Origin of the sequence: Anaerococcus senegalensis JC48, from assembly GCF_000321005.1 — a bacterium.
In the GTDB taxonomy this organism is placed as follows: Bacteria; Bacillota; Clostridia; order Tissierellales; family Peptoniphilaceae; genus Anaerococcus; species Anaerococcus senegalensis.
Genome location: NZ_HE578909.1, coordinates 113,351 through 137,303, shown reverse-complemented (window position 1 = coordinate 137,303; position 23,953 = coordinate 113,351). Strand labels below are relative to the sequence as shown.

At 28.2% G+C, this 23,953-nt stretch carries 26 protein-coding genes; 18 read left to right on the top strand and 8 right to left on the bottom strand.

The annotated features are described in order from the left end of the window. Positions 1–221: 221 nt before the first annotated feature. The 3 genes from ASHG_RS08445 to ASHG_RS08435 are packed head-to-tail and all read right to left on the bottom strand — an operon-like array spanning position 222 to position 2,426. The gene (locus tag ASHG_RS08445; protein ID WP_040398843.1) at positions 222–1,025 is read right to left on the bottom strand and encodes a hypothetical protein; all 804 of its coding nucleotides are present in this window, start codon (positions 1,023–1,025) and stop codon (positions 222–224) included. Next, a complete protein-coding gene (locus tag ASHG_RS08440) occupies positions 1,015–1,464 on the bottom strand; it encodes a methylated-DNA--[protein]-cysteine S-methyltransferase (RefSeq protein WP_040398842.1) in 450 nt (149 codons plus the stop codon). The genes ASHG_RS08445 and ASHG_RS08440 overlap by 11 nt, the downstream gene beginning before the upstream one ends. Next, positions 1,464–2,426, bottom strand: a complete 963-nt coding sequence (locus ASHG_RS08435; protein WP_040398841.1) for a hypothetical protein — start codon at positions 2,424–2,426, stop codon at positions 1,464–1,466. Before ASHG_RS08435 ends, ASHG_RS08440 begins: the two co-directional genes overlap by 1 nt. A 143-nt stretch (positions 2,427–2,569) precedes the next feature. Between ASHG_RS08435 and ASHG_RS08430 the strand changes: the two genes are divergently transcribed. Then, a complete protein-coding gene (locus ASHG_RS08430) occupies positions 2,570–3,757 on the top strand; it encodes a M20 metallopeptidase family protein (RefSeq protein WP_040398894.1) in 1,188 nt (395 codons plus the stop codon). Positions 3,758–3,992: 235 nt separating this feature from the next. On the opposite strand, the gene ASHG_RS08425 is transcribed toward ASHG_RS08430, so the two are convergent. Together ASHG_RS08425 and ASHG_RS08420 are read right to left on the bottom strand one after the other, a co-directional pair. Further along, a complete protein-coding gene (locus ASHG_RS08425; protein ID WP_040398840.1) occupies positions 3,993–4,712 on the bottom strand; it encodes a hypothetical protein in 720 nt (239 codons plus the stop codon). Between the two features lie 12 nt (positions 4,713–4,724). Then, positions 4,725–5,390 carry a hypothetical protein gene (locus tag ASHG_RS08420; protein ID WP_040398839.1) on the bottom strand — a complete coding sequence of 222 codons (666 nt, stop codon included), beginning with the start codon at positions 5,388–5,390 and terminating at the stop codon, positions 4,725–4,727. Positions 5,391–5,552: 162 nt separating this feature from the next. Here ASHG_RS08420 and ASHG_RS08415 point away from each other — a divergent pair, with 162 nt between their 5' ends. From ASHG_RS08415 to ASHG_RS08380, 9 genes are all read left to right on the top strand, one after another. Continuing rightward, positions 5,553–6,869 (top strand): glutamate-cysteine ligase family protein, encoded by a 1,317-nt coding sequence (locus ASHG_RS08415; RefSeq protein WP_040398838.1) that lies wholly within the window; start codon positions 5,553–5,555, stop codon positions 6,867–6,869. Then, a complete protein-coding gene (radA, locus tag ASHG_RS08410) occupies positions 6,856–8,229 on the top strand; it encodes a DNA repair protein RadA (RefSeq protein ID WP_040398837.1) in 1,374 nt (457 codons plus the stop codon). The genes ASHG_RS08415 and radA overlap by 14 nt, the downstream gene beginning before the upstream one ends. Before the next feature lie 180 nt (positions 8,230–8,409). Next, positions 8,410–8,838 carry a LacI family DNA-binding transcriptional regulator gene (locus ASHG_RS09440; RefSeq protein WP_244264291.1) on the top strand — a complete coding sequence of 143 codons (429 nt, stop codon included), beginning with the start codon at positions 8,410–8,412 and terminating at the stop codon, positions 8,836–8,838. A 32-nt stretch (positions 8,839–8,870) separates the two neighbouring features. Then, the gene (locus ASHG_RS09435) at positions 8,871–9,410 is read left to right on the top strand and encodes a substrate-binding domain-containing protein (RefSeq protein WP_244264290.1); all 540 of its coding nucleotides are present in this window, start codon (positions 8,871–8,873) and stop codon (positions 9,408–9,410) included. After that, the gene (locus ASHG_RS08400; protein WP_040398836.1) at positions 9,397–10,290 is read left to right on the top strand and encodes a ribokinase; all 894 of its coding nucleotides are present in this window, start codon (positions 9,397–9,399) and stop codon (positions 10,288–10,290) included. The genes ASHG_RS09435 and ASHG_RS08400 overlap by 14 nt, the downstream gene beginning before the upstream one ends. Beyond that, positions 10,287–10,679 carry a D-ribose pyranase gene (gene rbsD / locus ASHG_RS08395; RefSeq protein WP_040398835.1) on the top strand — a complete coding sequence of 131 codons (393 nt, stop codon included), beginning with the start codon at positions 10,287–10,289 and terminating at the stop codon, positions 10,677–10,679. The genes ASHG_RS08400 and rbsD overlap by 4 nt, the downstream gene beginning before the upstream one ends. A 9-nt stretch (positions 10,680–10,688) precedes the next feature. Next, complete coding sequence (locus ASHG_RS08390) at positions 10,689–12,170, top strand: sugar ABC transporter ATP-binding protein (RefSeq protein WP_040398834.1); 1,482 nt, start codon at positions 10,689–10,691, stop codon at positions 12,168–12,170. Beyond that, the gene (locus ASHG_RS08385; RefSeq protein WP_040398833.1) at positions 12,167–13,111 is read left to right on the top strand and encodes an ABC transporter permease; all 945 of its coding nucleotides are present in this window, start codon (positions 12,167–12,169) and stop codon (positions 13,109–13,111) included. The genes ASHG_RS08390 and ASHG_RS08385 overlap by 4 nt, the downstream gene beginning before the upstream one ends. Before the next feature lie 10 nt (positions 13,112–13,121). Further along, positions 13,122–14,057, top strand: coding sequence for a D-ribose ABC transporter substrate-binding protein (locus tag ASHG_RS08380; protein ID WP_040398832.1), 936 nt, complete (start codon positions 13,122–13,124; stop codon positions 14,055–14,057). A 98-nt stretch (positions 14,058–14,155) separates the two neighbouring features. On the opposite strand, the gene ASHG_RS08375 is transcribed toward ASHG_RS08380, so the two are convergent. Together ASHG_RS08375 and ASHG_RS08370 are read right to left on the bottom strand one after the other, a co-directional pair. Further along, entirely contained in the window at positions 14,156–14,944 is a 789-nt protein-coding gene (locus tag ASHG_RS08375) for an SDR family NAD(P)-dependent oxidoreductase (RefSeq protein WP_244264289.1), read from the bottom strand. After that, the gene (locus ASHG_RS08370) at positions 14,899–16,341 is read right to left on the bottom strand and encodes a nicotinate phosphoribosyltransferase (RefSeq protein WP_040398831.1); all 1,443 of its coding nucleotides are present in this window, start codon (positions 16,339–16,341) and stop codon (positions 14,899–14,901) included. Before ASHG_RS08370 ends, ASHG_RS08375 begins: the two co-directional genes overlap by 46 nt. 117 nt (positions 16,342–16,458) lie before the next feature. Here ASHG_RS08370 and ASHG_RS08365 point away from each other — a divergent pair, with 117 nt between their 5' ends. The 3 genes from ASHG_RS08365 to sdaAA are packed head-to-tail and all read left to right on the top strand — an operon-like array spanning position 16,459 to position 18,647. Continuing rightward, complete coding sequence (locus ASHG_RS08365; RefSeq protein ID WP_040398830.1) at positions 16,459–17,106, top strand: HAD family hydrolase; 648 nt, start codon at positions 16,459–16,461, stop codon at positions 17,104–17,106. Then, positions 17,106–17,762 carry an L-serine ammonia-lyase, iron-sulfur-dependent subunit beta gene (gene sdaAB / locus ASHG_RS08360; protein ID WP_040398829.1) on the top strand — a complete coding sequence of 219 codons (657 nt, stop codon included), beginning with the start codon at positions 17,106–17,108 and terminating at the stop codon, positions 17,760–17,762. Before ASHG_RS08365 ends, sdaAB begins: the two co-directional genes overlap by 1 nt. A gap of 3 nt (positions 17,763–17,765) precedes the next feature. Then, the gene (gene sdaAA, locus ASHG_RS08355; protein WP_040398828.1) at positions 17,766–18,647 is read left to right on the top strand and encodes an L-serine ammonia-lyase, iron-sulfur-dependent, subunit alpha; all 882 of its coding nucleotides are present in this window, start codon (positions 17,766–17,768) and stop codon (positions 18,645–18,647) included. A 43-nt stretch (positions 18,648–18,690) separates the two neighbouring features. Here sdaAA and ASHG_RS08350 read toward each other — a convergent pair whose 3' ends face one another. After that, the gene (locus tag ASHG_RS08350; protein WP_040398827.1) at positions 18,691–19,062 is read right to left on the bottom strand and encodes a hypothetical protein; all 372 of its coding nucleotides are present in this window, start codon (positions 19,060–19,062) and stop codon (positions 18,691–18,693) included. Between the two features lie 144 nt (positions 19,063–19,206). Here ASHG_RS08350 and ASHG_RS08345 point away from each other — a divergent pair, with 144 nt between their 5' ends. The 5 genes from ASHG_RS08345 to ASHG_RS08325 all read left to right on the top strand — a co-directional run bounded on the left by ASHG_RS08345 (position 19,207) and on the right by ASHG_RS08325 (position 23,641). Further along, on the top strand, positions 19,207–20,364 hold the full coding sequence (locus ASHG_RS08345) for a glycosyltransferase (protein ID WP_040398826.1): 1,158 nt from the start codon (positions 19,207–19,209) through the stop codon (positions 20,362–20,364). Further along, entirely contained in the window at positions 20,345–21,352 is a 1,008-nt protein-coding gene (locus tag ASHG_RS08340; RefSeq protein WP_040398825.1) for an LTA glycolipid anchor biosynthesis glycosyltransferase, IagA/BgsA family, read from the top strand. Before ASHG_RS08345 ends, ASHG_RS08340 begins: the two co-directional genes overlap by 20 nt. Then, positions 21,349–22,041 (top strand): hypothetical protein, encoded by a 693-nt coding sequence (locus ASHG_RS08335; protein ID WP_040398824.1) that lies wholly within the window; start codon positions 21,349–21,351, stop codon positions 22,039–22,041. The genes ASHG_RS08340 and ASHG_RS08335 overlap by 4 nt, the downstream gene beginning before the upstream one ends. A 177-nt stretch (positions 22,042–22,218) precedes the next feature. Beyond that, positions 22,219–22,575: a DUF2089 domain-containing protein gene (locus tag ASHG_RS08330; RefSeq protein WP_040398823.1), complete on the top strand. Its 357-nt coding sequence runs from the start codon at positions 22,219–22,221 to the stop codon at positions 22,573–22,575. After that, the gene (locus ASHG_RS08325) at positions 22,568–23,641 is read left to right on the top strand and encodes a DUF4097 family beta strand repeat-containing protein (protein ID WP_040398822.1); all 1,074 of its coding nucleotides are present in this window, start codon (positions 22,568–22,570) and stop codon (positions 23,639–23,641) included. The genes ASHG_RS08330 and ASHG_RS08325 overlap by 8 nt, the downstream gene beginning before the upstream one ends. Positions 23,642–23,953: the final 312 nt, after the last annotated feature.

Genomic DNA, 23,953 nt, shown 5'->3' with positions numbered 1-23,953 from the left:
AATATCAAAAAAAATAAAATACAAAAAAAATTAGAAATTTTAAGACTTTAAATATTGTAAAATCAATATTTTTAAAATAATAAAAAAATAATAAAAAATAAATATAAAAATGAATAAAAATAAACAAATAAATATTTTATATATTTTTCTTAAAAAAAACAAATAAAATTAAAAAAGCACCAATAATTTTTAATTATTTTGGTGCCTTTTGTTTTTGATATTTAATTTATTCCAAGATCTTTAGGGTTAATATCATAATATTCAAATTGACTTTTATCTATAAACAATGATGCATTGTCTAATAATAAATCTTCATAATAGTTTTTATCTGTTTTTTTAAATTTTTCACTATCAGATTTAAATTCAACAAGAAGGATTGATTTATCATCATTTTTCTTTAGGGCAAATTTTTCTATAAAGTCTTTATTTTCTTTATCTTTATCAAAATCAGCCATATTTATAAACGATTTTTCTTCTTCTGTAAAGTTTGATAATGAGCTTTTTGGAAGAAATAATGTGAATTGATCATTTAAATTTTTTTCGTTGAATATTTCAGATTCTCCATAATGTATTAACCAATCTCTATCACCTATATGTTTAGTTTTGTCAGAATTTACTGAAGTTTCATAATTTATATCTTCTAATGATAATATATAAGATGTATCGGATAATTTTTTTATGATTTTAAATTTACCATTAAATAGGCCCATATCAATATTTCCTTCTATTCCTTTTTTATATGCGCCATCAAATTTGCCATCTTGGTAAAAATATAGACTTTCTACCATAGCTCCTGAAGAAAAATATAATTTTTTCCCTTCTAAGTCTTTGTAAATATTAGTAAAATCATGGTCATTATTATTTTTAGTTTTTTTATTATATTTCTTATTTAAATTTGAATTCATTTCCATAGATGTTATTTTCTTTTTAGTGTTTGAATTTTCTTTTGTATTTTTGTCATGATTTTTTTCACATGATGTGAGTATTAATAGAGCAATAATTATTGTAAGTAGACTATTTTTCATAATTCTCCTTTTTTTCCATTTCTAATAATCTTTTCTTTAAATTAAGTCCATAGGAAAATCCTCCCAGATTATTTTTCCCAAGGACTCTGTGACAGGGAATCCTAAATAAAATAGGATTTTTGCCACAAGCTGATCCTATTGCTTGATAGGCCCTGGAATTTATTTTATCTCCTAAATCCTTATAGGTGATTGTTTTTCCGTATGGTATTTTTTCTATTTCTTTCCAAACTTTTTTTTGAAAGTTTGTGCCTTTGGGATTAATTTCAAAAGAGAATTTTTCTAATTTCCCATCAAGAAATTTTGAAATTTCTTTAAAGGAAAGGTCTGTTAGGGGAGATTTTTCTCCTAATTTCTCCTTTTCTACAATTTTTATTGATTCGATTTTTTCATTATATCCTATTTCAAAAATTAACTTATCTTTTTTATAATAAGATTTCATTATTCTACTTTTTCTCTAAATGTATCTATTGTTTTGTTATTTACAAGCAAATAAATTCTACTTATATCTTTTTCTACGTTTTTTTCTCCTGTTATATCAAGCCAATGATTAACTTCTGCGCTCATTTCAGATCTTTTTCTTAGAGGAAGATAAAGTGAGAACATTCCTTGGAAAGAATGATCGCTGTCATTATTTACTGCAAATCCATAAGGAAGATCAACATATCTTACAGTCATATTTTTTCCACCAATATTTTTTACTTCTTCAGTATTTATTGGAGTAGTTATTTCTGCCCTGTCAAGTCTTAAAATATAGGCAGTTTCATTTACTTTTGAATCTATGGATAATTTTCCGTTAAATTCACAAATTGCTACAGAATCCAAGTCATAATCTTCGTATTTAGCTGTAAAATTACCATTTTCTGAAAAATTCAAAACAGTTTGCCAACCGCCAGCACCTGATGAAAAGACGAATTTTTTTCCATTTAAATCATTTAATACTTCTGGATGATTACTAGAATTATCTGAAGTGTCAGAATTTACAAACTTTCTAGATGAATTGTTTTGACTAGGTTTTGGTTCGCCTTGATTTGCATTTTCCGTGTTTCTTTCACTATTTTCATTATTATTTTTTGTATTTTGATTTTCGTTTTGTTTTGTATTTTTATTTTTTACATTTTTTTTCTCAGATTTTTTATGATCTTTATTTTTATTTTTGGTTTTCTTATCTTTAGAATCATCTTCTAATTTTAATTTTTTCTTTGACTTGTCTTTTTTTGTTTTTTTAGAAGATTTTTCTTTTGTCTTATCTGCTTCTAAACTTTCGATTTCTTTTTTTTGGTTTTTTGCCTCTAATTCAGCTTTATTTTTTGCTATTTCAGCTTGATTAACTTTTACCATTGATCCGCCACAAGATGTTAGAACTAATGTTAAAGCAAAAATAAGTGTTAATTTCTTTTTCATAATTGCTCCTTTTAATCATATTCTTATCTTTATTTTATCTATATTATAAATAAAAAACAAGTAAGTACTATAATTCAAATATTTTTGATTTCAAAAGCCCTCTAGGATAAAATAAAAATATAATGATTTATGGTGGTGATAAAATGAATTATTTGAAAAGAGCAAAAGAGATTGAAGATGTAATTATTAATGATAGGAGAAATTTACATAAGATTCCAGAATTACAATTATCTCTCCCAGAAACTGTAGCTTATGTAGAAAATGAATTAAAAAAATTAAATATTTCTTACAAAAAAATGGTTGATGGGAATGCCATAGTTGCAGAAATTGGTGATTATAAGGGAAAATGTATAGCTATAAGAGCTGACATGGACGCCCTTCCTATTAAGGAAGAAACTTCTCTTTCTTTTTGTTCAACTCATGAAGGAAAGATGCATGCTTGCGGCCACGATGGTCATACGGCAATGGCTCTTGGAGCTTGTAGAATTTTAAAAGAAAATGAAAAAGATCTTGATGGCTTGGTAAAAATATTTTTCCAACCAGGAGAAGAAATTCCAGGTGGGGCAAAACCTATGATTGATGAGGGCTGTATGGAAAATCCAAAAGTTTATAGGGTTATTAGCCTACACGAAGGTGGAATTTTTGGTCATCTTCCAACAGGAACTGTTGGTTATAAAGAAGGTGCCATGATGGCTTCTATGGATGCTTTTATCTTAAAAGTTAAGGGTCACGGAGGACATGGGGCAAGGCCTGAAAATTTTATTGACCCAATCGTTACAATTAGTGAAATTAACCTTGCACTACAAAAAATAATTTCTAGAGAACTTGATCCAACAAAATCTGCCTTAATTTCTATTTGCCAAATTCATGGAGGAACTTGTCAAAATATTATTCCAGATGAGGTTTGGGAAGAAGGAACTGTTAGGACTCTTGATGAAGATGTGAGAGATTTTGTTGAAAAAAGAATGAAAGAAATTTCTGAAAGTATTGCCAAGGCCTTTAGGTGTGAAGCTGAGCTTGATTATAAAAGATATTATCCAGCAGTTATTAACGACAAAGAATTCACAGCTTATGTAAAAAATATAGCCCAAGAAATTTTGGGAGATGATAAGGTAATAGAAATTTCAAAGCCTACCATGGGTGGAGAAGATTTTGCCTTTTTTGAAAAAGAAACAAAGGGAACATTCTTATCTTTGAATAATTTAAAGGCTAATAAAGATGGAAAAATTTATCCTCACCATAATTCAAAATTTGACGTAGATGAGAGCGTATTTTATATTGGATCAGGACTTATGGCAGAGATCGCTTATAGGTATTTGAAAGAATTTTAAAAATTAATAAGATTAAACTTTTAATAGTTTTTATTATAAAATACGAAATAAAAATTGATACATTTAAAAAATCATAAATTTATAAAAAAGAAGGTAAATATTAAAATATTTTAAGTAGGATAATTTTAATATTTACCTCTTTTAGAAAAAAATTTAAAAAAATCAATTTTTCACTAGGATATTTATTAGCTTTATGATTTCAAATTTTTCAATAATATAAAGGCTTTTTTGTTTTTTATTTTATATTTTCAGCAAAACCAGCCTTGGTGGAGTCGTTTGCTAGGATAAAAATTCTTGATTGGTAATCATCTATATAGGCGTGATCAGTTACATTGTATGCCCAGCCATATACATTTTCATCTATTTGAGACTTTAATCTTTTTGGTAAATATAGGCTAAAGGAAGCATTATATTCATCGGGATTTTCCAAAGTTTCTAAACCATAGGGAACTTTTTTTCCTATATTTAATTTCCCATCTACATAAGATTCGCCAATTTGTGAAGTAGTTTTTACATTTGAAAGTTTTAACTTATAAGACGTATCGTCAATTCTTTCCACAAGGTTAAATTTTCCCACGCATTCTGCCCCTTGAACTTGGTCCATATCAGAATCTGAAAAACTTGCCTTGAAATTTCCTTTCTCATCTGTAAAGGTTAAATTTGTCATCCAAGCACCAAGTCCTGAATAAAATGAAAAACTTTTACCAGAAAGCTCTTTTAAAATATCGCCTTCCCATCTCTCATCCTCTTTATTTTTTCCTTGACCATTTTCTTGGGATTTTTCTTGGACTTCGTTTTTATCACAGACCATCTGTGTATTGTTAAAAAGAAAATCCATGTAATGATTTTTATCTCCCCTAATTTCTTTAATATCAACAAGCTTACTTGCATGTGTTATGGATGGGATAAATATTATAAAGCCTAGAATTAATCCTAATTTTTTTGTAAATTTCATAAAAATTCCTCCTTATTTTTTATATTGGACCATGGCAAAAGATTCTCCTTCTGCAACTTCTTTTGTTAGAAGAAAAAGACCAATCTTATCTTCTCCAAAGTTATTTCCAGCCATTTTCATTCCAGTAATTATATTTTCATTAAGAAAAGCTGTTTTTGTATCAGGCAGGTGGAGAATATAGGTTTTATTTTCATTATCAAAAAGATCTGTTTTGATATTTGTTATTTGGAAATTAGTTCCATTTATATTTTTGCTAGATTTTTCTCCAGTTTTGCTATCATAATCAAGCCTTATAAGTTTTATTTTGTAGCTTGTATTATCAATTTTTTCAACTATATCAAACTTTCCATTATAAAAAGCTTGTTTTATTTCATATCCATCACCAGTTTTTAAGGCCCCATCAAAATATCCATCCTTATAAAAATAAATTGATTCCATCTCAGAGCCACCAGATAGATAAAATTTAATCCCTTCGATTTTTTTGTAAATTTCTTGATATGGATCCTTTACTTTTTTTGCAGCTTCTTTTGTATTTGATTTTTCGTTAGAATTTAAGTTATTTTCCTTATTTTCTAAAGAAGCCTTGTTATAAATTTCCACACTAGTATCTGACCTTTCTTTACCACATCCTGTCATAAAAATTAGCAGGGAAAGGCCAATAAAAATTTTTTTAATCATATATCCTCCTTATTAATCTCTTATATAAATCATATACCATTTTCAAAATAAAGAGAAAGTATTAACAAACCAAAAAATATTTAGTAAAAAGATAGAAATTTATTAAAAGGACAAAAGGGGTATATTATTAATTAGTGAAAGTCTAGAGGATGGAGGATAAGCGTGAATTATCAAGAAAAAAAAGATAAAATAGTAGCCTATATAAAATCAGGTGAAAGTCAAAAAGAAAATTTTAAAATGGGTCTTGAAATGGAACATTTTGTTATAGATAAAGATAAAATTTTTTCCTATGATTATTTTGGTAAAAAAGGAGTAGGAGATACTCTAAGAAAATTAAATCATATGGGTTTTGAGCTAACAAATGAAGAAGAAGGATATATCCTTGGACTTCGAAAAGCTGATATTGCTGTAAACCTTGAGCCTGCAGGTCAATTTGAACTTGCAATTGATGCAAAGAAAAATATAAAAGACTTGGATGAATCTTATAAAAAGATAATGACAGAAATTATGCCAATTTTTGAAGAAAAAAACCAATACTTAGAAACTTTGGGCTATCATCCTAAATCAAAAATTATGGATTTGAAAATTATTCCAAAAGATAGGTATAGGTATATGCAAAAATATTTTACAGAATTTGCTGGAAAATATGCCCTAAATATGATGAGGGGAACTGCAAGTGTTCAAAGTGCTATTGATTATCATGATGAAGAAGATTTCAAAAAGAAATTTTTTGTAGCAAATGCCCTATCAGCCTTTATGTATACACTTTATGATAATGCTTATATTTTTGAAGGTGAAGTTTATAAAAAGAGAAATCTTCGCCAAGAAATTTGGGAATATTGTGATAAAAACAGGACTGGAGTTTATGAATTTGCCTTTGATGAAGATATGGGATATGAAAAATATGCAGAGAAAATTCTAGATACAGATATAATTTTTGTTCATGAAAATGGAAAAGATATTTATAAGGCAGATACAAAATTTGAAAAAATAATGGATGAAGACTTTTCAGACGAGATGATTTTCCATGCTCTATCAATTGTTTTTCCAGATGTTAGGGCAAAAAAATATTTAGAAATTAGAATGCCGGATGCAGTTCCTTATCCATACAATATTTCTTTCCCTGCTCTTTTGAAAGGCTTATTTTATAATGAAGAAAACTTAAATAAATTAAGGGAAGATTTTAAAAATATGACCTATGAAGCTTGTCAAAAATTAAAGATTGATGCAAGTGAAAAAGGATTTGATGCAAAATATGAAGACAAAACTATTTATGAATGGATAAAATATTTTATTTCTCTTTCAAAAAATGCTTTAAACGATGAGGAAAAATCATATTTAACTTGTATAGAAAAATTAGTAGATGAAAAAGAAACTTTGAAAGATAAATTTGAAAAAATCTACAAAGAAGATCCTAAAAAAGCTTGTGAGAAATTTTCTGTAAATTATGCAGTAGGTGAATTTAATGGCAAAGCTTAAAAAAGCTTTTGAATGTAAAAATTGTGGTCACACACAAGCTGTTTGGGCAGGTAAATGTCCAGAGTGTGGAAAATGGGGTACTTTGATTGAAAAAACTGTAAAAAAAGAATCTTCATCAAAAAATCCGATTTCCATAGATTCTGATAATGAGGCAAGATTATTAAAAGAAATAAAACTTGACCAATCAGAAAGAATTAAATCAAGATTTGAAGAATTTGATAGGGCAATAGGAGGAGGACTTGTAAAAGATTCTGTTTCAATTTTAACTGCAAGACCTGGAGCTGGAAAATCAACTCTTCTTTTGCAATTATCATCTTCCTATGCTAAAGATGGCTTTAAGGTTATGTATATTTCGGGAGAAGAAAGTGAATCGCAAATTAAGTCTAGAGCCGATAGAATTATTGGAGAAATTTCTCCTAATATTTGGATATTATCGACAAATTCTATGGATCTTGCTGAAAGTGAAATAAAGAAAAAAGATGCAGATATAATAATTTTGGATTCGATTCAAACTTTTAGCCTAAATGAATTTGATAACAAACAAGGTTCCCCAACCCAAACTATAGAATGTGCAAATAAATGCGTAGACCTTGCTAAAAATCCTGAGAAAAAAAGAGCCTTTATTATGGTTGGTCATATGAATAAAACGGGAGAAATGGCAGGACTTAGAACCTTGGAACACTTGGTTGATACAGTTTTAGTTTTGGATGGAGAAAATGAAGATGATCTTAGGCTTTTAACAAGTACAAAAAATAGGTTTGGTCCGACAGGGGAAGTTGGATTATTTTCCATGCAAGAAGAAGGCTTGATTGAAATAACAAATCCTTCAGAGTATTTTATTACAGAAAGAGATACAGAAGTAGAAGGATCTGCAATTTCTGTAATGAAAGAAGGAACAAGACTTTTAGAAATTGAAATAGAATCTTTGGTTTCAAAATCATTTATGCCTTATCCTCAAAGAATTGGAGATAGTTTAAGAAAAGATGATTTAAATACTTTAATTTCAATTTTACAAGAAAGAGCTGGAATTAATTTGTTTGATGAAAATGTAATAATAAAGGCAACAGGTGGCCTTAAAATGAGAGAGCAATCAGTAAATCTTGCCATAATGATTTCAATTGCATCTTCATACCTAAAAAAACCAATCGATAACAAAACAGTATTTATAGCAGAAGTTGGCCTTACTGGGGAGCTTAAAAAAGTTCCACAAATAAAATTAAGGCTAAAAGAGCTAGAAAGATTGGGCTACAAAAAAGCCTATATAGGAAAATCTCAAATTGATAAAAAAGAATTCGAAAATCTTCAGATAAAAGAGATGAAAAATATAAAAGAAGTTATTTTGGATGTTTTTAGAAAATAAAAATTAAATATATTAAAGTGTTAGATTTAAATAAGTTTAGAAAAATTGTGATTATTCATAGTTTTTCTAGACTTATTTTTTATAAGAACAATTTTTAAAGAAGAAATAGAAAAAAATATTGACAAAATCAAGTTAAAAGTTTATATTATAAATGATTAAAACGTTTTAACGGAGTTTTTTATGGCAAATATTAAAGATGTAGCAAAACATGCTGGGGTTTCTATTACTACAGTTTCTATGGTTTTGAATAATACTAACAATAAAATATCTGAAAAAACTAGAAAAAAAGTTATTGATGCAGCCGAAAGCTTAAATTATAATGCAAATAATTTTGCAAAGGCTCTTGCTAGCAAAAAAAGTAATGTGATTATGGCTATCATTCCCGACATTTCCAATCCATTTTTTTCTTTGTTAGTTAAAAATCTTACCTATTATGCAGAAAAATATAAGTATTTTTTATATATTCACAACACAAATAATAAGGGTTTAGAAAAGTCAAAATTTTCAAAAATTTTAAATAGTAATTTTTTTGCAGCATCTTTGATAGTTGATAGAAATGTAAAAAATATTGACCAAGATTTGATTAAAAAAATAATATTATTTTTTTAGATGAGGTTGATTTTAACGACAGGAATTATCACATGGTAACTGGAAATAATGAAAAGGGTGGTCTTTTGGGGATGCAGTATTTAATTGATAGGGGCTTTAAAAATATTGGAATTCTTATTGGTCCAAGATCTACTGCCAATTCTTCTAGAAGACTTTCAGGAGCTATTAAAGCTGCTATGAACAATGATATTTATATTAATTCTTCAAATATAATTCACGGTGATTATACTTTTGAGGGTGGATATGAATCTGGAAAATTTTTTTTGGAAAAAAATGTTGATGCTATTTTTTCTTTTTCTGATATGTCATCATACGGACTTTTGAAATTTTTTTCTGAAAATAATGTTAAAGTTCCAAAAGATATTTCATTGATAAGCTATGATAATTTATTTTTAAATCATCTTGTTAGTCCAAATCTTACATCAATTGATCAAAATCTTGAAAAAATAGCAAAATACTCTATTAAAATGGCAGATGATTTGATAAAAAATAAGAAAGTTAGTAGGAAGGTTATGGTAGAACCTTTTATAAATTTTGGAGAAAGTGTAGGAATGAAAAATGAAGATACTTAATTTTGGTTCTTTAAATATTGATATATTTTTTAGGGTTGAAGAAATTGTAAGGCCTGGAGAAACTATTAGCGCAAAAAGCATTGAAAAAAGACCTGGTGGTAAGGGTTTAAACCAATCTGTTGCCTTGGCTAAAAGTTTTGATAAAGTTTATCATGCAGGAAGTGTGGGTCAAGATGGGTCTTTTTTGATTGATTACTTAGAAAAAGAAAATGTTAATACAAAATACATAAAAAAATCTGAAAAAATGACAGGAAATGCAATAATTCAGGTAGATGATAAGGGAGAAAATTCAATAGTTCTTTACAAGGGAGCTAATTTTGATAACGATGAAAAATATATAGATGAAGTTTTGGAAGACTTTGATGGAAATGATGTTTTAGTTTTACAAAATGAAATTAATTCTATGAAATATTTGATAGATAGAGCCTATGAGAAAAATATGAAAATAGTCTTGAATCCTTCTCCTATAACAGATAGGATAAAGGAATTTGATTATGAAAAAATCGACCTTATCTTGGTTAATGAACATGAGGCAGCAAGCATTAGTGGAAAAAAAACAAATGATGAGAAAATTTCTTATTTTAAAAATACTTATCCAAACTTAAAAATAGTTATGACTTTGGGAAGTAAGGGTTCAATCTTTATAGATAAAAATGAAAAAATAAAACAAGACTCTTTCAAGGTTGAGGCTATTGATTCAACAGGAGCAGGCGATACCTTTACAGGATTTTTTGTTTCTCAACTTTATCAGGGAAAGGATACAAAAGAGTCTATGGAAATTGCAAGCAAGGCATCAGCCTTATCTGTTACAAAAAAAGGAGCAAGCATCTCAATTCCAAGCCTTGATGATGTGAATAATTTTGAAAGGAAAGAAATATGAAGGAAAAAGGAATATTAAACAGCGAAATTTCAAAAAGACTTTCTGATTTGGGTCATATGGATTTAATAGCAATTGGAGATTGTGGTTTGCCAATTGATCCTGATAAAAAAATTGACTTAGCTTTAAAGCTTGGCGAGCCTAAATTTATCCATGTCTTAGAAATTTTACTTGAAGATTTTGGCTGCGAATATTATTATTTGGCAGAAGAAATAAAAGAAAATAATCCTAAACAAGAAAATGATATAAAAAATCTTTTACCAGAGCTAGAATGCGAATATATATCTCATGAAGATTTTAAGAAAAAATTAAAAGATGTGAAATTTGTTATAAGGACTGGTGAGGATACTCCTTATTCAAATATAATTTTAAGATCAAAAAATATCTTTTAGGAGGATTTTATGAAAATTGAAATGAAAGATATTTACAAATCATTTGGGAAAAATGATGTCCTAAAAGGAGTAGATTTTACCTTAAATGAAGGAGAAATTCACGCCTTGGTTGGAGAAAATGGAGCAGGTAAATCTACCCTCATGAATATTTTATCCGGAGTTTTGCCAAAAGATAAGGGAGAAATACTAATTGATGGGAAAAAAGTTGAAATTAATAACACCAACGATGCCAAAAAATATGGTATAAGTTTTATCCACCAAGAATTATCAGATTGGCCAGATCTTACTGTAATGGATAATATTTTTATGAACAATGAAATTAGGAAGGGGATTTTTCTTGATAAGGAAGCTATGAGAAAAAAATCCATAGAACTTCTTAAAAAATTTGACCTAGATATAGATCCAGATATAAAAGTTTCAAAATTATCCGTAGGGCAAAGGCAAATGATGGAAATAGCCAAGGCGAATTTAAATAAGGTAAATGTACTAATCCTTGACGAACCAACATCTGCCCTAACCAATAATGAAATTGAAAAATTATTTAAGCTAATAAAAATACTAAGAGATCAAAAAGTTTCCATGATATATATTTCTCACAGGATGGAAGAAATATTTTCTTTTACAAATAAAATAACAGTAATGAGAGATGGAAAGTCAGTATCACTAATGAATACAAACCAAACTTGTGAAAAAGAAGTGGTTTCAGCTATGGTTGGTCGTGATATTGGAGATTTTTATCCTCAAATGGATGCTGAAATATCTGATGTAAAAATTGAGATAAAAGATTTTAGTAGAAAAGGATATTTTGAAAATATAAATATAAAGGCGAAAAAAGGTGAAGTTTTGGGAATTTCTGGTCTTATGGGAGCAGGAAGAACTGAAATTATGAGATCTGTTTTTGGACTTGACCCAAAAGATAGGGGAGAAGTTTTTATTGATGGCAAAAAAGTTGTAATAAATAAACCGATTGATGCCATAAAAAATAAAATTGGTTTTGTAACAGAAAACAGGCAAGAAGAAGGACTAATACTTGATGAATCTATTAGAGAAAATATCTCCTTATTAAACTTTGAAAAATTTTCAAAAAATTCTTTTATAGATAAGAATAAAGAAAAAAATCTTTCTAATAGCCTGGTTGATAGTTTTAAAGTAAAAACCCAATCATCAGAATCAAAAGTTTCAGACTTATCAGGAGGAAACCAACAAAAAGTTGTTTTTGCAAAATGGTATGCCATAAATCCAGAAATTTTAATTTTAGATGAACCAACCAAGGGAGTAGACGTAGGAGCAAAAAGAGAAATATACGATCTTATAAAAGATTTAACAAAAAAAGGCGTATCAATCATACTTATATCAAGCGATTTACCAGAACTACTCAGCTTATCAAATAGAATTTATGTAATATATGAAGGAAAAATGCAAGGAGAAATTTCAAGCGATAATGCAAGTCAAGAAAAAGTAATGACCCTTGCCACAGGAGGAAAAATATGACCAATATAAAAAATCGATTTAAAGAAAATCAAAATCTTGGCACAATACTTGCTTTATTAATTTTAATATGTTTTGTAAGTGTACTTAATCCAGCATTTTTGCAAATAAGTAACTTATTAAACTTAATGAGACAATTAATAATAAATGGTTTTGTTGCCCTAGGAATGACCTTTGTAATCTTAACAGGAGGAATAGACCTTTCAGTTGGATCAACCCTCGCTTTAAGTTCGGCAGTATTTGCCTGGCTTATGCAAAGTGGAATAAGCACAATACTTGCAATAATAATTGCGATTTTATTGGGTCTTATTTTGGGATTAATAAATGGTTTATTAATTACAAAAGGAAAACTTGCACCATTTATAGTAACCCTTGCAACAATGACAATATTTAGAGGACTAACCTTAGTTTTAATGGATGGAAGACCAATAGCAGGACAAAGAGATGATTTTGCTTTTCAATTTTTAGGAAAAGGACAAATTTTTGGAATTCCTTTCCAAGTAATCTTATTTATAATAGTTTATTTAATATTATGGATGCTTTTAAACAAAACATCCTACGGTAGAAAAATATTTGCTGTAGGAGGAAATGAAAAAGCAAGTTTTATATCAGGAATAAATATAGCAAAATCAAAAACATTTGTATATATAATAAGTGCTTTGATGGCAGTTTTGTCAGGACTTGTACTTACATCAAGATTAAATTCAGCTCAACCAACAGCAGGCTCTGCCTACGAAATGGATGCTATAGCAGCCGTTGTATTAGGTGGAACAAGCATGACAGGTGGAAGCGGATCATTAACAGGAACATTAATAGGAATTTTAATTTTAGGAGTTCTAAATAACGGACTAAACTTATTGGGAGTTTCAAGTTTCTATCAACAAATAGTAAAAGGAATTGTAATCTTAATTGCAGTTCTAATAGACAGAAAAAGAAATAAATAGGAGAAAAAACATGAAAAAATTTAGAAAAATATTGGCTATTTTAGCTATAGCTATATTTACATTTACAGCTTGTAGCATTGAAGGACAAGATACAAAAGATAATTCATCAAATACAAAAAAGGAAGAAAAAGCAAAAGACGGAAAATTAAAAGTTGGAGTTTCCTTATCAACATTAAATAACCCATTTTTCGTATCAATTAGAGAGGGAGTAGAAGAAGCTGCAAAAGATAAAGATGTTGAAACAGTAATAACAGATGCACAAAACGATTCATCATCACAAAATAACCAAGTTGAAGATTTAATAACACAAAAAGTAGATTTAATAATAATAAATCCAGTAGATTCAACAGCAATCTCATCATCAGTAAAAAAAGCAAACGAAGCAAATATTCCTGTAATTTGTGTAGATAGAAGCTCAGATGAAGGAGAAATAGTAAGCTTTATTTCAAGTAATAACATCGAAGGTGGAAAACTTGCTGGAGAATTTATTTTAGAAAAAGCAGGAAAAGATGCAAAAGTAATTCAACTAGAAGGAATTCCAGGTGCAAGTTCAACTCGTGAAAGAGGAGAAGGATTTAAAAAAGCAACAGATAAAAAAATTGACCTAGTAGCAAGCCAAACAGCAAACTTCGATAGGGCTGAAGGAATGACAGTAATGGAAAATTTACTCCAAGCTCAACCAGATGTAAAAGCAGTATTTTGCCAAAACGATGAAATGGCACTAGGAGCAAGCGAAGCTATAAAAGCAAGTGGAAAAGATATAGTTTTAGTTGGATTTGATGGAAACGAAGATGCAATAAATGCAGTAAAAGAAGGAACAATGACAGCAACAGTCGCACAAAAACCAAAAGAAATGGGAAAAATCGCCCTAGAAACTGCAGTAAAATATCTAAAAGGTGAAAAAGTAGAAGAAAAAGTAGACTCACCACTAGAATTAGTAAAATAAAAAAATAAAGCAATAAGATCCTAAAATTAAAAAAGACTAAAAAATGAGCTAAGATTATTTTCTTAGCTCATTTTTTTAAGCTATAAAATTTGTAAAAACTAATATAGACCCATAAATCCCTCAATCCACAAGATAAAAGAATGGGGTAGGATTTTTGAAATTATTAACAAAATTTTTGCACTTGGGTGACTTGTAATTAGGTCTTTTTTGCCCATTTTTTTAATGGTTTTTTCTACCATTTTTTCTAAATTTTCATTTCCTAAATTTTTTATTCCTGTGGAATTATTTTTAGATTTTTTTAAAAATTCTGTTTTTACCCTGTTTGGACATAAGACAGAAACTTTTATATCTTTAAATTCTCGTCTTATTGCCCTTGAAAATGATAGAACATAGGATTTACTTGCGGCATAAAGGGCGAATTTTGCTTGTGGAATAAAGGAGGCAGAAGATGCTATATTTAAAATTATGCCATCTTTTTGGAAAAATTCTAAGCATATTTTTGTCATAGCTGTGAGAGCTTTTATGTTTAAATTCAAAGTTTTCATATCTTTTTCAAGTTTTGTGTTCTTGAAATAATCATTTTCTCCCATTCCAGCAGAGTTTATCAAAAGTCCAATTTTTTTGTTTGAAATTTTTAATTCTTTTTTTATAATTTCAAAAGATTTCTCATCACATAAATCAAGGGCAAATATTTTTGCCCTTGTTTTTAACTTATTAGATAAAGTTTTAAGTTTATATTCTCTTCTAGCTATTAACCAAATTTCTTCATAATTTTTTTTATCTATTTGTTTTGCAAATTCATAACCTACTCCAGAGCTTGCACCTGTGATTATGGCAATCATTATTTGCTCATTGCCTTCATTATTAGGTTTTGTTTTAAATTCCATAAATCGTGGGAAAGATCGACATAGTAATTATGAGGTTGGTCGAATCTTTTTACCTCATCCCACAATGATTTTACTTCTGATTTACAATATTCGTTTATTTGGTCAATTTTTGGTGATTCATAAACTTTTTTTCCGTTTTTAAAAATTGGAACTTGCATTTTTCTAATTTCGTAATTTTCCATTCTTTTCATCTTCCAAGTAAAGTGTGGATCAAAAATTACAAGAGGTTTACTATCATCAACAACTTCTTCTTTTAATGTTATATAGTCAGCCTCTGCCTTGCCGGTTTTTTTATCGTATAGTCTGTAAACTTCTTTAAGACCAGGAGTTGTAATTTTTTCTACATTTTCTGATACTTTTATTTTTGCGAGTTTTCCATTTTCATCTTCTATTTCGACAAGTTTATATACTCCACCAAAGACTGGATCGGATTTTGCTGTAATTAATCTTTCGCCTATTCCAAATGAATCTATTTCTGCTCCTTGTTGGAGAAGGGATTCGATTTTGTATTCGTCAAGAGAATTGCTTGCAACAATTTTTGCATCCTTGTAGCCGTTTTCATCCAAAATTTTTCTACATTCTTTTGATAGGTAGGCAATATCTCCTGAATCAATCCTAACTCCTCCAGAAATTCCCAAAGGATCTAAAACTTCCTTGAAAACTTTCATAGCATTTGGCAAACCCTGTTTTAAAACATCGTAGGTGTCAATTAATAAAATACAGTTATCTGGATATAATTTTGCGTACGCCAAAAATGACTCATATTCGCTATCAAATGATTGAACCCAAGAGTGAGCCATAGTTCCTCCAGCAGGATAATCATACATTTGACTTGAAAGAGTGTTTGATGTGATTGGAGCTCCAGCTATAAAGGCAGACCTTGCTCCCTTTACAGAAGCGTCAGGCCCTTGGGCACGCCTTGCCCCAAATTCCATCACAGTTCTTCCCTTTGCAGCCCTTACAATTCTATTTGTTTTTGTAGCTACCAAAGATCCATAATTTAAAGACAAAAGCAAATATGTTTCTAAAATTTGAGCTTCGATTATTGGAGCTCTAACGGTAACAATTGGTTCAGATGGAAACATTGCAGATCCTTCAGGAAATGCCCAAATATCTCCTGTGAATTTAAAATTTTTTAAATATGTTAAAAATTCTTCTGAGAATTTTGTATTTTTTCTAAAATATTCTATATCTTCATCATCAAAATGGATATTTTCAACATAATCTATAATATCATCTAATCCTGAAAAAATTGAAAATCCACCCTCATCAGGATTTTTTCTATAAAATGCATCAAAAACTGCAATCGTATCTTCCATTCCACTTTCAAAATATCCATAAGCCATGGTGAATTCATAAAAATCACTTAGCATGGATAAATTTCTTCTTGTTTGCATATTTTCCTTCCTTATAATTTTAAATTTTCATTTCTACATATTACTTTTATTATACCACTAATAAGTGGTATAGTAATAATAGTTTGCGTATGTTACAAACAAAAGGAGAATTAATAAATGTATATTTTTGATATAGATGGAACGCTACTTAATACGATTGACTCCATATCATATAATATAAATCAAACTTTGAAATCTTTTGGACTAAAAGAAGTTCCTAAAGATAAAGTTAGAGAATTTGTTGGAAATGGACCAAAAGTTTTGATGGAAAAAACTCTTGATTACATAGGATTTGAAAAATCTGATAAGAGAGAAGAAGTTTTAAATTCTTATAATAAAAGATATGATGATAATCCGTCTTACCTTACAAAACCATATGAAGGAATTGTAGAAGAGCTTGAAAAAATTAAAAAAAGAGATGAATTTTTGGTTGCTTTTTCTAATAAGCCAGATTCTACTTGCAAAAAAGTTATAAGTGATGTTTTTGGCGAGGGTTATTTTGATTTTATTTTAGGATATAGAGAAGATATAAAGAGAAAACCTTCGCCTGAGGGGATGTATATAATAAAAGAAAGATTTGAAGTCGATTTTTCAGATATAATTTATTTTGGAGATAGCGAAGTCGACATGGAGTGCGGTAAGAATGCTGGAGTATTTACTGTAGGATGTTCTTGGGGTTTTAGAGAAAGAAAAATTCTTGAAAATTCAAAACCAAATCTTATAATAGATAATCCAAAAGAAATTTCAAAAATAAGGAGAGTATAATGGCAAATTTATCAGTATTTGATATTATTGGTCCTGTAATGATTGGGCCATCATCATCCCATACTGCTGGGGCAAATAGAATTGCAAAAATTGCAAGAGATTTAGGAGGAGAAGGATTTACAAAAGTAGATTTTTATTTACATGGATCATTTGAAAAAACTTACCAAGGTCACGGAACTGATAGAGCTTTGGTTGGAGGAATTCTAGGTTTTGGACCAGAAGATGAAAGATTAAGAGATTCATTTAAATTAGCTGAAGAAAAAGGAATTTCTTATAATTTCATACCACAAGATATGGGAGAAGTTCATCCAAACACAGTTAAAATAGTTCTACATTATCCAGATGGACACGAATTTAATTTGAGAGGTTCATCAATTGGTGGTGGAAATATTATGATCAATCAAATAATGGATAATGAAGTAGAATATAATGGTAAAAATCCAACAATTATTTGTACATATCCTGAACAAAAGGGAATGATTGCTTTTATTTCAAATGTTTTGTTTGACCACAATTATAATATTAAAAACATGAAAACCATGCATAAAGGTGGAATAATTATGCTAATTGTAGAATTAGATCAAGATTTGGAAGAAGATATTTACAAAGAAATTGAAGCTGGAAAGAATTTTGAGTTTATAAAATATTTGGGGTAGTATATGAAAACAACAATGGAATATATTAAAAATAGAATAAAAGAAGAGAATAAAGAAGTTTGGGAAATTGCTCTTGAAGATGAGATGGAACTTACAAAAAAATCAAAAGAAGAAGTTTTTGAACTATTACAAAAATCACTTGATGTTATGAAAAAATCTTCACAAAGAGCTTTGGATAAAGAATTAATGTCAATGACAAAAATGACTGGTGGAAATGCAAAATCAATGAATAATTATTTTCTATCAGATGATACAATAATGGGTGATTTGCCAACAAAGGCAATGGCTATGGCTTTTTCTACATCAGAAGTTAATGCTTCAATGGGAAAAATTGTAGCAAGTCCAACAGCAGGATCTGCAGGAATTGTTCCAGCAAGTCTTATGGCTATGCGTGAAAAATATGGATATTCTGATGAAGAGTTAATAAAAGCTATGCTTGTTGCAACAGAATTTGGACAAATTATTGCTGATAATGCAACATTTGCAGGAGCTGAAGGCGGATGCCAAGCTGAATGTGGATCTGCAGCAGCTATGTGTGCAGCTGCAATTTGTTATTTAAGAGGAGCAAGTATTGATGTAATGGAAGATGCTGCATCAATTGCACTTTTATCAATTATGGGTCTTGTTTGTGATCCAATTGGAGGAATGGTAGAATTTCCTTGCAATATTAGAAATGCATCAGGTGTTATAAATGCACTTTCTGCAGCTGATATGGCAATTGCTGGAGTAAAAGTTTTGGTAACATTTGATGAAACAGTAGATGCTTTAAAAGAAGTTGGAGATGCTCTTCCAGCAAGTTTAAGAGAAACTGGAGATGGTGGAGTTGCAGCTTGCCCATCAGCTATAAGACTTAAAAGAAAATATATAGACAAAGAAGAAGATTAAAATTTTAAAATAAAAAGCTATTTTACTTTTTTGTAAAATAGCTTTATTTTTTATCCTCATCATCTTTTTCATCTTTTAAATTAAATTTTTTTCTCATGTGGTATCTTAAAATTAAAAGTAAAAGGATAAAATATAGGATAGTAAAAAGAATTAGAAGAATAACACATATAGTTCTTTTTACTTTTAAATATATAATTATTGGATAAATTATGCCAAATAGTATTATTCCAAGAATAATTGAAAGATTTCCAGAAAAATTATTTCCATATTCCCAACATTCTTTGTTATAGCAAACTTCCCAAATATGAAAACCTACCTTCATTTTTGGATAATCTGTATGAAATTTTTTGAAAAATATTCCTACATATATTGAAAAGAATAATAAAAGCACATCTCCTACTATTAAATTTCCCAAATAATCACCCTTTCTTTTAAACGATTCATTTAGATAAAATATACCTCATTTTTAGAAAATTGAAAAATTATAAGTTTTTGCATACAATAATAATGAAGCTTTTTAGTTTTAATAAAGAAAGTTAATCAGTTAAGAGGTGGTTTTATGAAAATTTTAATTACATCTGATTGGTATCATCCAGTTGTAAACGGTGTAGTAAGATCAATTTTAAATTTAAAATCCTATCTTGAAGATCGTGGTTTTGATGTAAAAGTTTTAACCCTATCAAATTCTACTGAAAGTTATAAAAAAGAAAATGTTTATTATATAGGAAGTTTGGGTGCTGGTAAAATTTATCCAGAGGCGAGAATTTCAGCTACTTTGAGAAATAAATTTATCAAAGAAATTAAGGATTGGAAACCTGATGTTGTTCATTCCCAGTGCGAATTTTCGACCTTTATGATGGCAACAAAAATTGCAAAAAAAGCATCTTGTCCGATTATTCATACATATCATACTATTTATGAAGATTACACCCATTATTTTTCTCCATCAAAAAAAGTTGGAAAAAAAGTTATTTCTGTATTTTCTAAGGCCATAGCTGATAGGACAGATTATATAATTGCTCCTAGCAAAAAAACTTTGGAGATTTTGAAATCTTACGATATTGAGGATGAAAAAATAAAAATAATTCCAACAGGTATAGAGATGCCTGAAAATTTATCAGATAAATATAAGCTAAGAGATTATTATGGGTTTGATAAAAGTGATAAGATAATTCTTTATTTGGGTAGGCTTGCCGAAGAGAAAAATATTGAGGAGCTTATTGATTATTATGACAAACTTCATATTGAAAAGCTAAAATTTATTCTTGTAGGTGGTGGCCCTTATCTTGATAGTTTGAAAGAATACAGCAAAAAAATTGACAAGAGAATTTATTTTGCAGGAATGGTTAAACCAAAAGAGGTAAATAATTATTATAGGATGGCAGATGCCTTTGTTTCTGCAAGCAAGTCTGAAACTCAAGGTCTTACTTATTATGAAGCTATGAGCAATGGTACTTTGGCAATTTGTAGAAAAGATTTGTGCCTTGACCATGTAATAATAGATGATTTTAATGGATATCAATATAAAGATTTTTATGATTTTGAAAAATTTTTGCAAATTATTTTTTCAGATGATAAAAAAAGAGAAGAGCTTTCTCAAAATGCCAGAGATTATGCTCTTGAGAATTTTTCCATAGATTCTTTTGGTAAAAAATGTGAGAAAATTTATAAAAAAGCTTTAGAAAAGGAAATAATAGATGAAAATTCTTATATATAACGAGGATTATCAAACGGTTAAAGAATCTGGAGTTGGAAAGGCCATCGATCACCAAAAAAAAGCCTTAGAACTTGCGGGTGTTTCTTATACTTTAAATTCTAAGGATGATCATGATATTTGCCACATTAATACAGTATTTCCAAAATCTGTATCTTTTGCAAAAAAGGCAAAAAAAGCAGGAAAAAAAGTTGTGTATCACGGTCATTCTACAGAAGAAGATTTTAAAAATTCTTTTATTTTTTCAAACCAAATCGCTCCTTTTTTTAAAAAATGGTTGATCCATTGCTATAAAATGGGAGACTTAATTCTAACTCCGACGGATTATTCCAAAAAAATCCTAGAATCTTATAATATGGATAGAAAAATTGAAGTTGTTTCAAATGGGATTGATTTGAATTTTTGGAAGGAAGATAAAAAAGATAGGGAGAATTTTTACCAAAGATATGGTCTTGATAAAAATAAAAAATCGATAATTTCTGTTGGACTTTTTATAGAAAGAAAGGGAATATTGGATTTCGTTGATCTAGCTAAAAAACTTCCCCAATATGAATTTATTTGGTTTGGAGAATTAAATTTAAAACTTGTCCCAGAAAAAATAAGAAAAGCTGTAAAAACAGATTTAAATAATTTACATTTTCCAGGTTATGTTGATCAAAATTTATTAAGGGAAGCTTACTCTGGATCAGATCTTTATATTTTTCCAACTTTTGAAGAAACTGAAGGCATAGTCCTTCTTGAGGCGCTTTCGACAAAGGCTGATATTATAATTAGAGATATTGAAATTTATAAAAACTTAAAAGAAGGGGAAAATATTTATAAGGCAAAAGATAAGGAGGAGTTTTATAAAAAAATAAAATTGATTCTTGAGGGTAAACTTCCTTCTTTAAAAGAAAAAGCTTATCTTTTAGCTAAAGAAAAGTCCTTAGAAAATGTCGGTGAGAGACTAAAAAAAATATATGAACAGCTTTTAGAAAGAGAAGAAAAATGAGAAGTGTATTAAAATTTATAGTCTATGCCTTTATAATAATTTTTATACCAAGTTTTGTAATGATGTTTATTACAAGTTTGGGCGTAGATAATATTTATTTGGTACTTTTAGGCCAATTTATTGTATTTGTTATATTGATGGGATCATATTATCTAATAAGAAAAAATATAATGAAGTATGAAAATGAAACTCTAAAATTAATAGAAAATGAAAATGATATAGAAAAATTAAAATATTTAAGAGAAAAAAGAATATCATATAAATCGAAGGCTAATATTAGTAAAAAAATTATAGATCTTTCTTATTCAAAGGATGAGCTTGGTAATTTGAAAAAATATTCTTCAACTTATGATGATTGGATATTTTATTATGCGAGTTTGATAAAAAATGAAAGAGATGATAGAAAAATTTATAAAGAAAAAAGAGATAATTTTATAAAAAGATACAAAAATAGACACTTTATTTTCCTAGATTATTCAGAGAATTTGAAAACATCTATAAAATGGATAATAGTATTTTTGATATTTTCTTTATTATCCTACCTAAATCCATATAAATTTATAAAAAATCCCAATATATACACAATGTCTCTTTTATTGAATTTTACTGTAAACTTTGGACTTATGGTAAATACGGTAATATGGATAATAAGAACACTAAAAAGTTATTGGGCAAAAAAAATAATTTAGACAAAAGATTTTCTTTTGTCTTTTTTTAATTTTAAGATAAATCAATTTTAAAACTAAGGTTATTAAAATAAAATATTAATTTAATTAATAAAATGAATCAAAATATTAAAAATATTAAAATTAGACTTTACAAAAATTAAAAGCATGGTATACTATAAATATAAAAGGAGGCTCGAGTTGATTAATAAATGTCCTAATTGTGGTGATGACTTAGTTATCACATCTTATAAATGTAATTCATGTTTGACAGAAGTTAGTGGCGAATTTGAAATGGGTAAATTTCAAATGCTTGATATAGAAGATTTGGAATTTATTGAGCTTTTTTTACAAAAGCGTGGAAGTATAAAAGATGTTGGTGAGAGTCTAGGGATTTCTTATCCAACTGTTAGAAATAGAATTGACAAGATAGTAAAAAAACTTGGTGGAAAAATAGATAAAAAAGAATCTAGAATTGATATTTTGAACATGGTTGATAGGGGAGAAATTACTCCAGATCAAGCAAGTGAACTTTTAAAGGAGTTAAAAGATGAATGATGAAAAGAAAATGATTTTAGATATGTTAAAAGAAGGAAAAATTACAGTTGAACAAGCTAGTGATCTTTTGGAAGCTGTAGGTAAGGATAAATCAAAAAACAACGAAGAAAGTTTTGTTGATAAATTATCTACTTCTTTTGAAAAAATCATGAAAAAAACTAGCGAAACTATCTCAAATTTTGATTTTGATTTTGACCTTGATAATGTAAATATTCCAAATATTTATCATATAAACTCAACAAAATCTGAAAATCAAACCAAAATTGATGATGATATTAATTCAATTGAAATTGATGTAACAAATGGTTCTTTCGAAATTGAAAGAGCTCAAGAAAATCATATTTTAGTTGAACAAAAAGTTTATTATAAAAACAAGGAAGATATGGACAAAGAATATCTAAATATCGAAGTTGTTGATGATAAACTTATTATTAATACAAAACAAGATTATAAATTCTTGGATGCAAGTGCAAATGTAAAATTGTACTTGGGAAAAAATATCTACGATAGAATTGATGTAAATATTGTAAATGGTCAAGTTGAACTTTGTGATGTTGATTTTAAAGAAAATAATATGGAATCAATTAATGCAAGACTTACTGTAATTAATTCTGCAGGAAATATCGACCTTAAAAACACAAACGGAAGAATTGAGCTTAGAAATACAAATGGAGACATAGAAGTTTCTAATGTAAATGGTTCTGTTTATCTTACAAATGTAAGTGGAGGAAAAGCTGATATTAATTTAGTTAATGGATCTATTAGAGTTGATGGATTAAATATGGAAAATATAAATCTTTCATCAAAATCAGGTTCAATCAGAATTTATAAAATTGTTGATAGCAAAGAAATAAATATTGATACTAAATTTGGTTCAGTTGTAATAGATACAAATGAATTTAGAAAAAATATTAAAGCTTTAATAAAAGCTTCTTCTTATTCAATAGCTGACAAATTTAAAAATAAATTGCAAAAAGAAAATGGCTACCAAGTTTCAACAAATCCAGAAGAAAATGACCTTAATATAGATGTAAAATCTGGTTTTGGTAAGGTAAGCATTAGATAATAAAAAAATTAGTCTTAGGATTTTTCCTAAGGCTATTTTTTTATGTGAAATTATAAAAAAAGATATGCCCTTGACATATCTTATACTAATAGAAGCTATAAACTTCAATTTAATTTTGGACTTTTAAAAATCACTTTTTGTAAAAGATCCAAGATAAATTAATGAAATATTTGTATTTAGAGGGATTATGAACAAATATTTCTTAAAAGAAAAAAGGAAGAAATTATAATTTAATAAGGAAGAGCAATTATTTTTGAAATCATTAAGTAATTTATCTTTTTTCTTTCAAATTAATAATAGGATAAATATGTT

Coding starts and splice junctions, on each gene's coding strand:
- ASHG_RS08445 (WP_040398843.1), bottom strand. CDS start 1,025: ATGAAAAATAGTCTACTTACAATAATTATTGCTCTATTAATACTCACA.
- ASHG_RS08440 (WP_040398842.1), bottom strand. CDS start 1,464: ATGAAATCTTATTATAAAAAAGATAAGTTAATTTTTGAAATAGGATAT.
- ASHG_RS08435 (WP_040398841.1), bottom strand. CDS start 2,426: ATGAAAAAGAAATTAACACTTATTTTTGCTTTAACATTAGTTCTAACA.
- ASHG_RS08430 (WP_040398894.1), top strand. CDS start 2,570: ATGAATTATTTGAAAAGAGCAAAAGAGATTGAAGATGTAATTATTAAT.
- ASHG_RS08425 (WP_040398840.1), bottom strand. CDS start 4,712: ATGAAATTTACAAAAAAATTAGGATTAATTCTAGGCTTTATAATATTT.
- ASHG_RS08420 (WP_040398839.1), bottom strand. CDS start 5,390: ATGATTAAAAAAATTTTTATTGGCCTTTCCCTGCTAATTTTTATGACA.
- radA (WP_040398837.1), top strand. CDS start 6,856: ATGGCAAAGCTTAAAAAAGCTTTTGAATGTAAAAATTGTGGTCACACA.
- ASHG_RS09440 (WP_244264291.1), top strand. CDS start 8,410: ATGGCAAATATTAAAGATGTAGCAAAACATGCTGGGGTTTCTATTACT.
- ASHG_RS09435 (WP_244264290.1), top strand. CDS start 8,871: ATGGTAACTGGAAATAATGAAAAGGGTGGTCTTTTGGGGATGCAGTAT.
- ASHG_RS08400 (WP_040398836.1), top strand. CDS start 9,397: ATGAAGATACTTAATTTTGGTTCTTTAAATATTGATATATTTTTTAGG.
- rbsD (WP_040398835.1), top strand. CDS start 10,287: ATGAAGGAAAAAGGAATATTAAACAGCGAAATTTCAAAAAGACTTTCT.
- ASHG_RS08390 (WP_040398834.1), top strand. CDS start 10,689: ATGAAAATTGAAATGAAAGATATTTACAAATCATTTGGGAAAAATGAT.
- ASHG_RS08385 (WP_040398833.1), top strand. CDS start 12,167: ATGACCAATATAAAAAATCGATTTAAAGAAAATCAAAATCTTGGCACA.
- ASHG_RS08380 (WP_040398832.1), top strand. CDS start 13,122: ATGAAAAAATTTAGAAAAATATTGGCTATTTTAGCTATAGCTATATTT.
- ASHG_RS08375 (WP_244264289.1), bottom strand. CDS start 14,944: ATGGAATTTAAAACAAAACCTAATAATGAAGGCAATGAGCAAATAATG.
- ASHG_RS08370 (WP_040398831.1), bottom strand. CDS start 16,341: ATGCAAACAAGAAGAAATTTATCCATGCTAAGTGATTTTTATGAATTC.
- ASHG_RS08365 (WP_040398830.1), top strand. CDS start 16,459: ATGTATATTTTTGATATAGATGGAACGCTACTTAATACGATTGACTCC.
- sdaAB (WP_040398829.1), top strand. CDS start 17,106: ATGGCAAATTTATCAGTATTTGATATTATTGGTCCTGTAATGATTGGG.
- sdaAA (WP_040398828.1), top strand. CDS start 17,766: ATGAAAACAACAATGGAATATATTAAAAATAGAATAAAAGAAGAGAAT.
- ASHG_RS08345 (WP_040398826.1), top strand. CDS start 19,207: ATGAAAATTTTAATTACATCTGATTGGTATCATCCAGTTGTAAACGGT.
- ASHG_RS08340 (WP_040398825.1), top strand. CDS start 20,345: ATGAAAATTCTTATATATAACGAGGATTATCAAACGGTTAAAGAATCT.
- ASHG_RS08335 (WP_040398824.1), top strand. CDS start 21,349: ATGAGAAGTGTATTAAAATTTATAGTCTATGCCTTTATAATAATTTTT.
- ASHG_RS08325 (WP_040398822.1), top strand. CDS start 22,568: ATGAATGATGAAAAGAAAATGATTTTAGATATGTTAAAAGAAGGAAAA.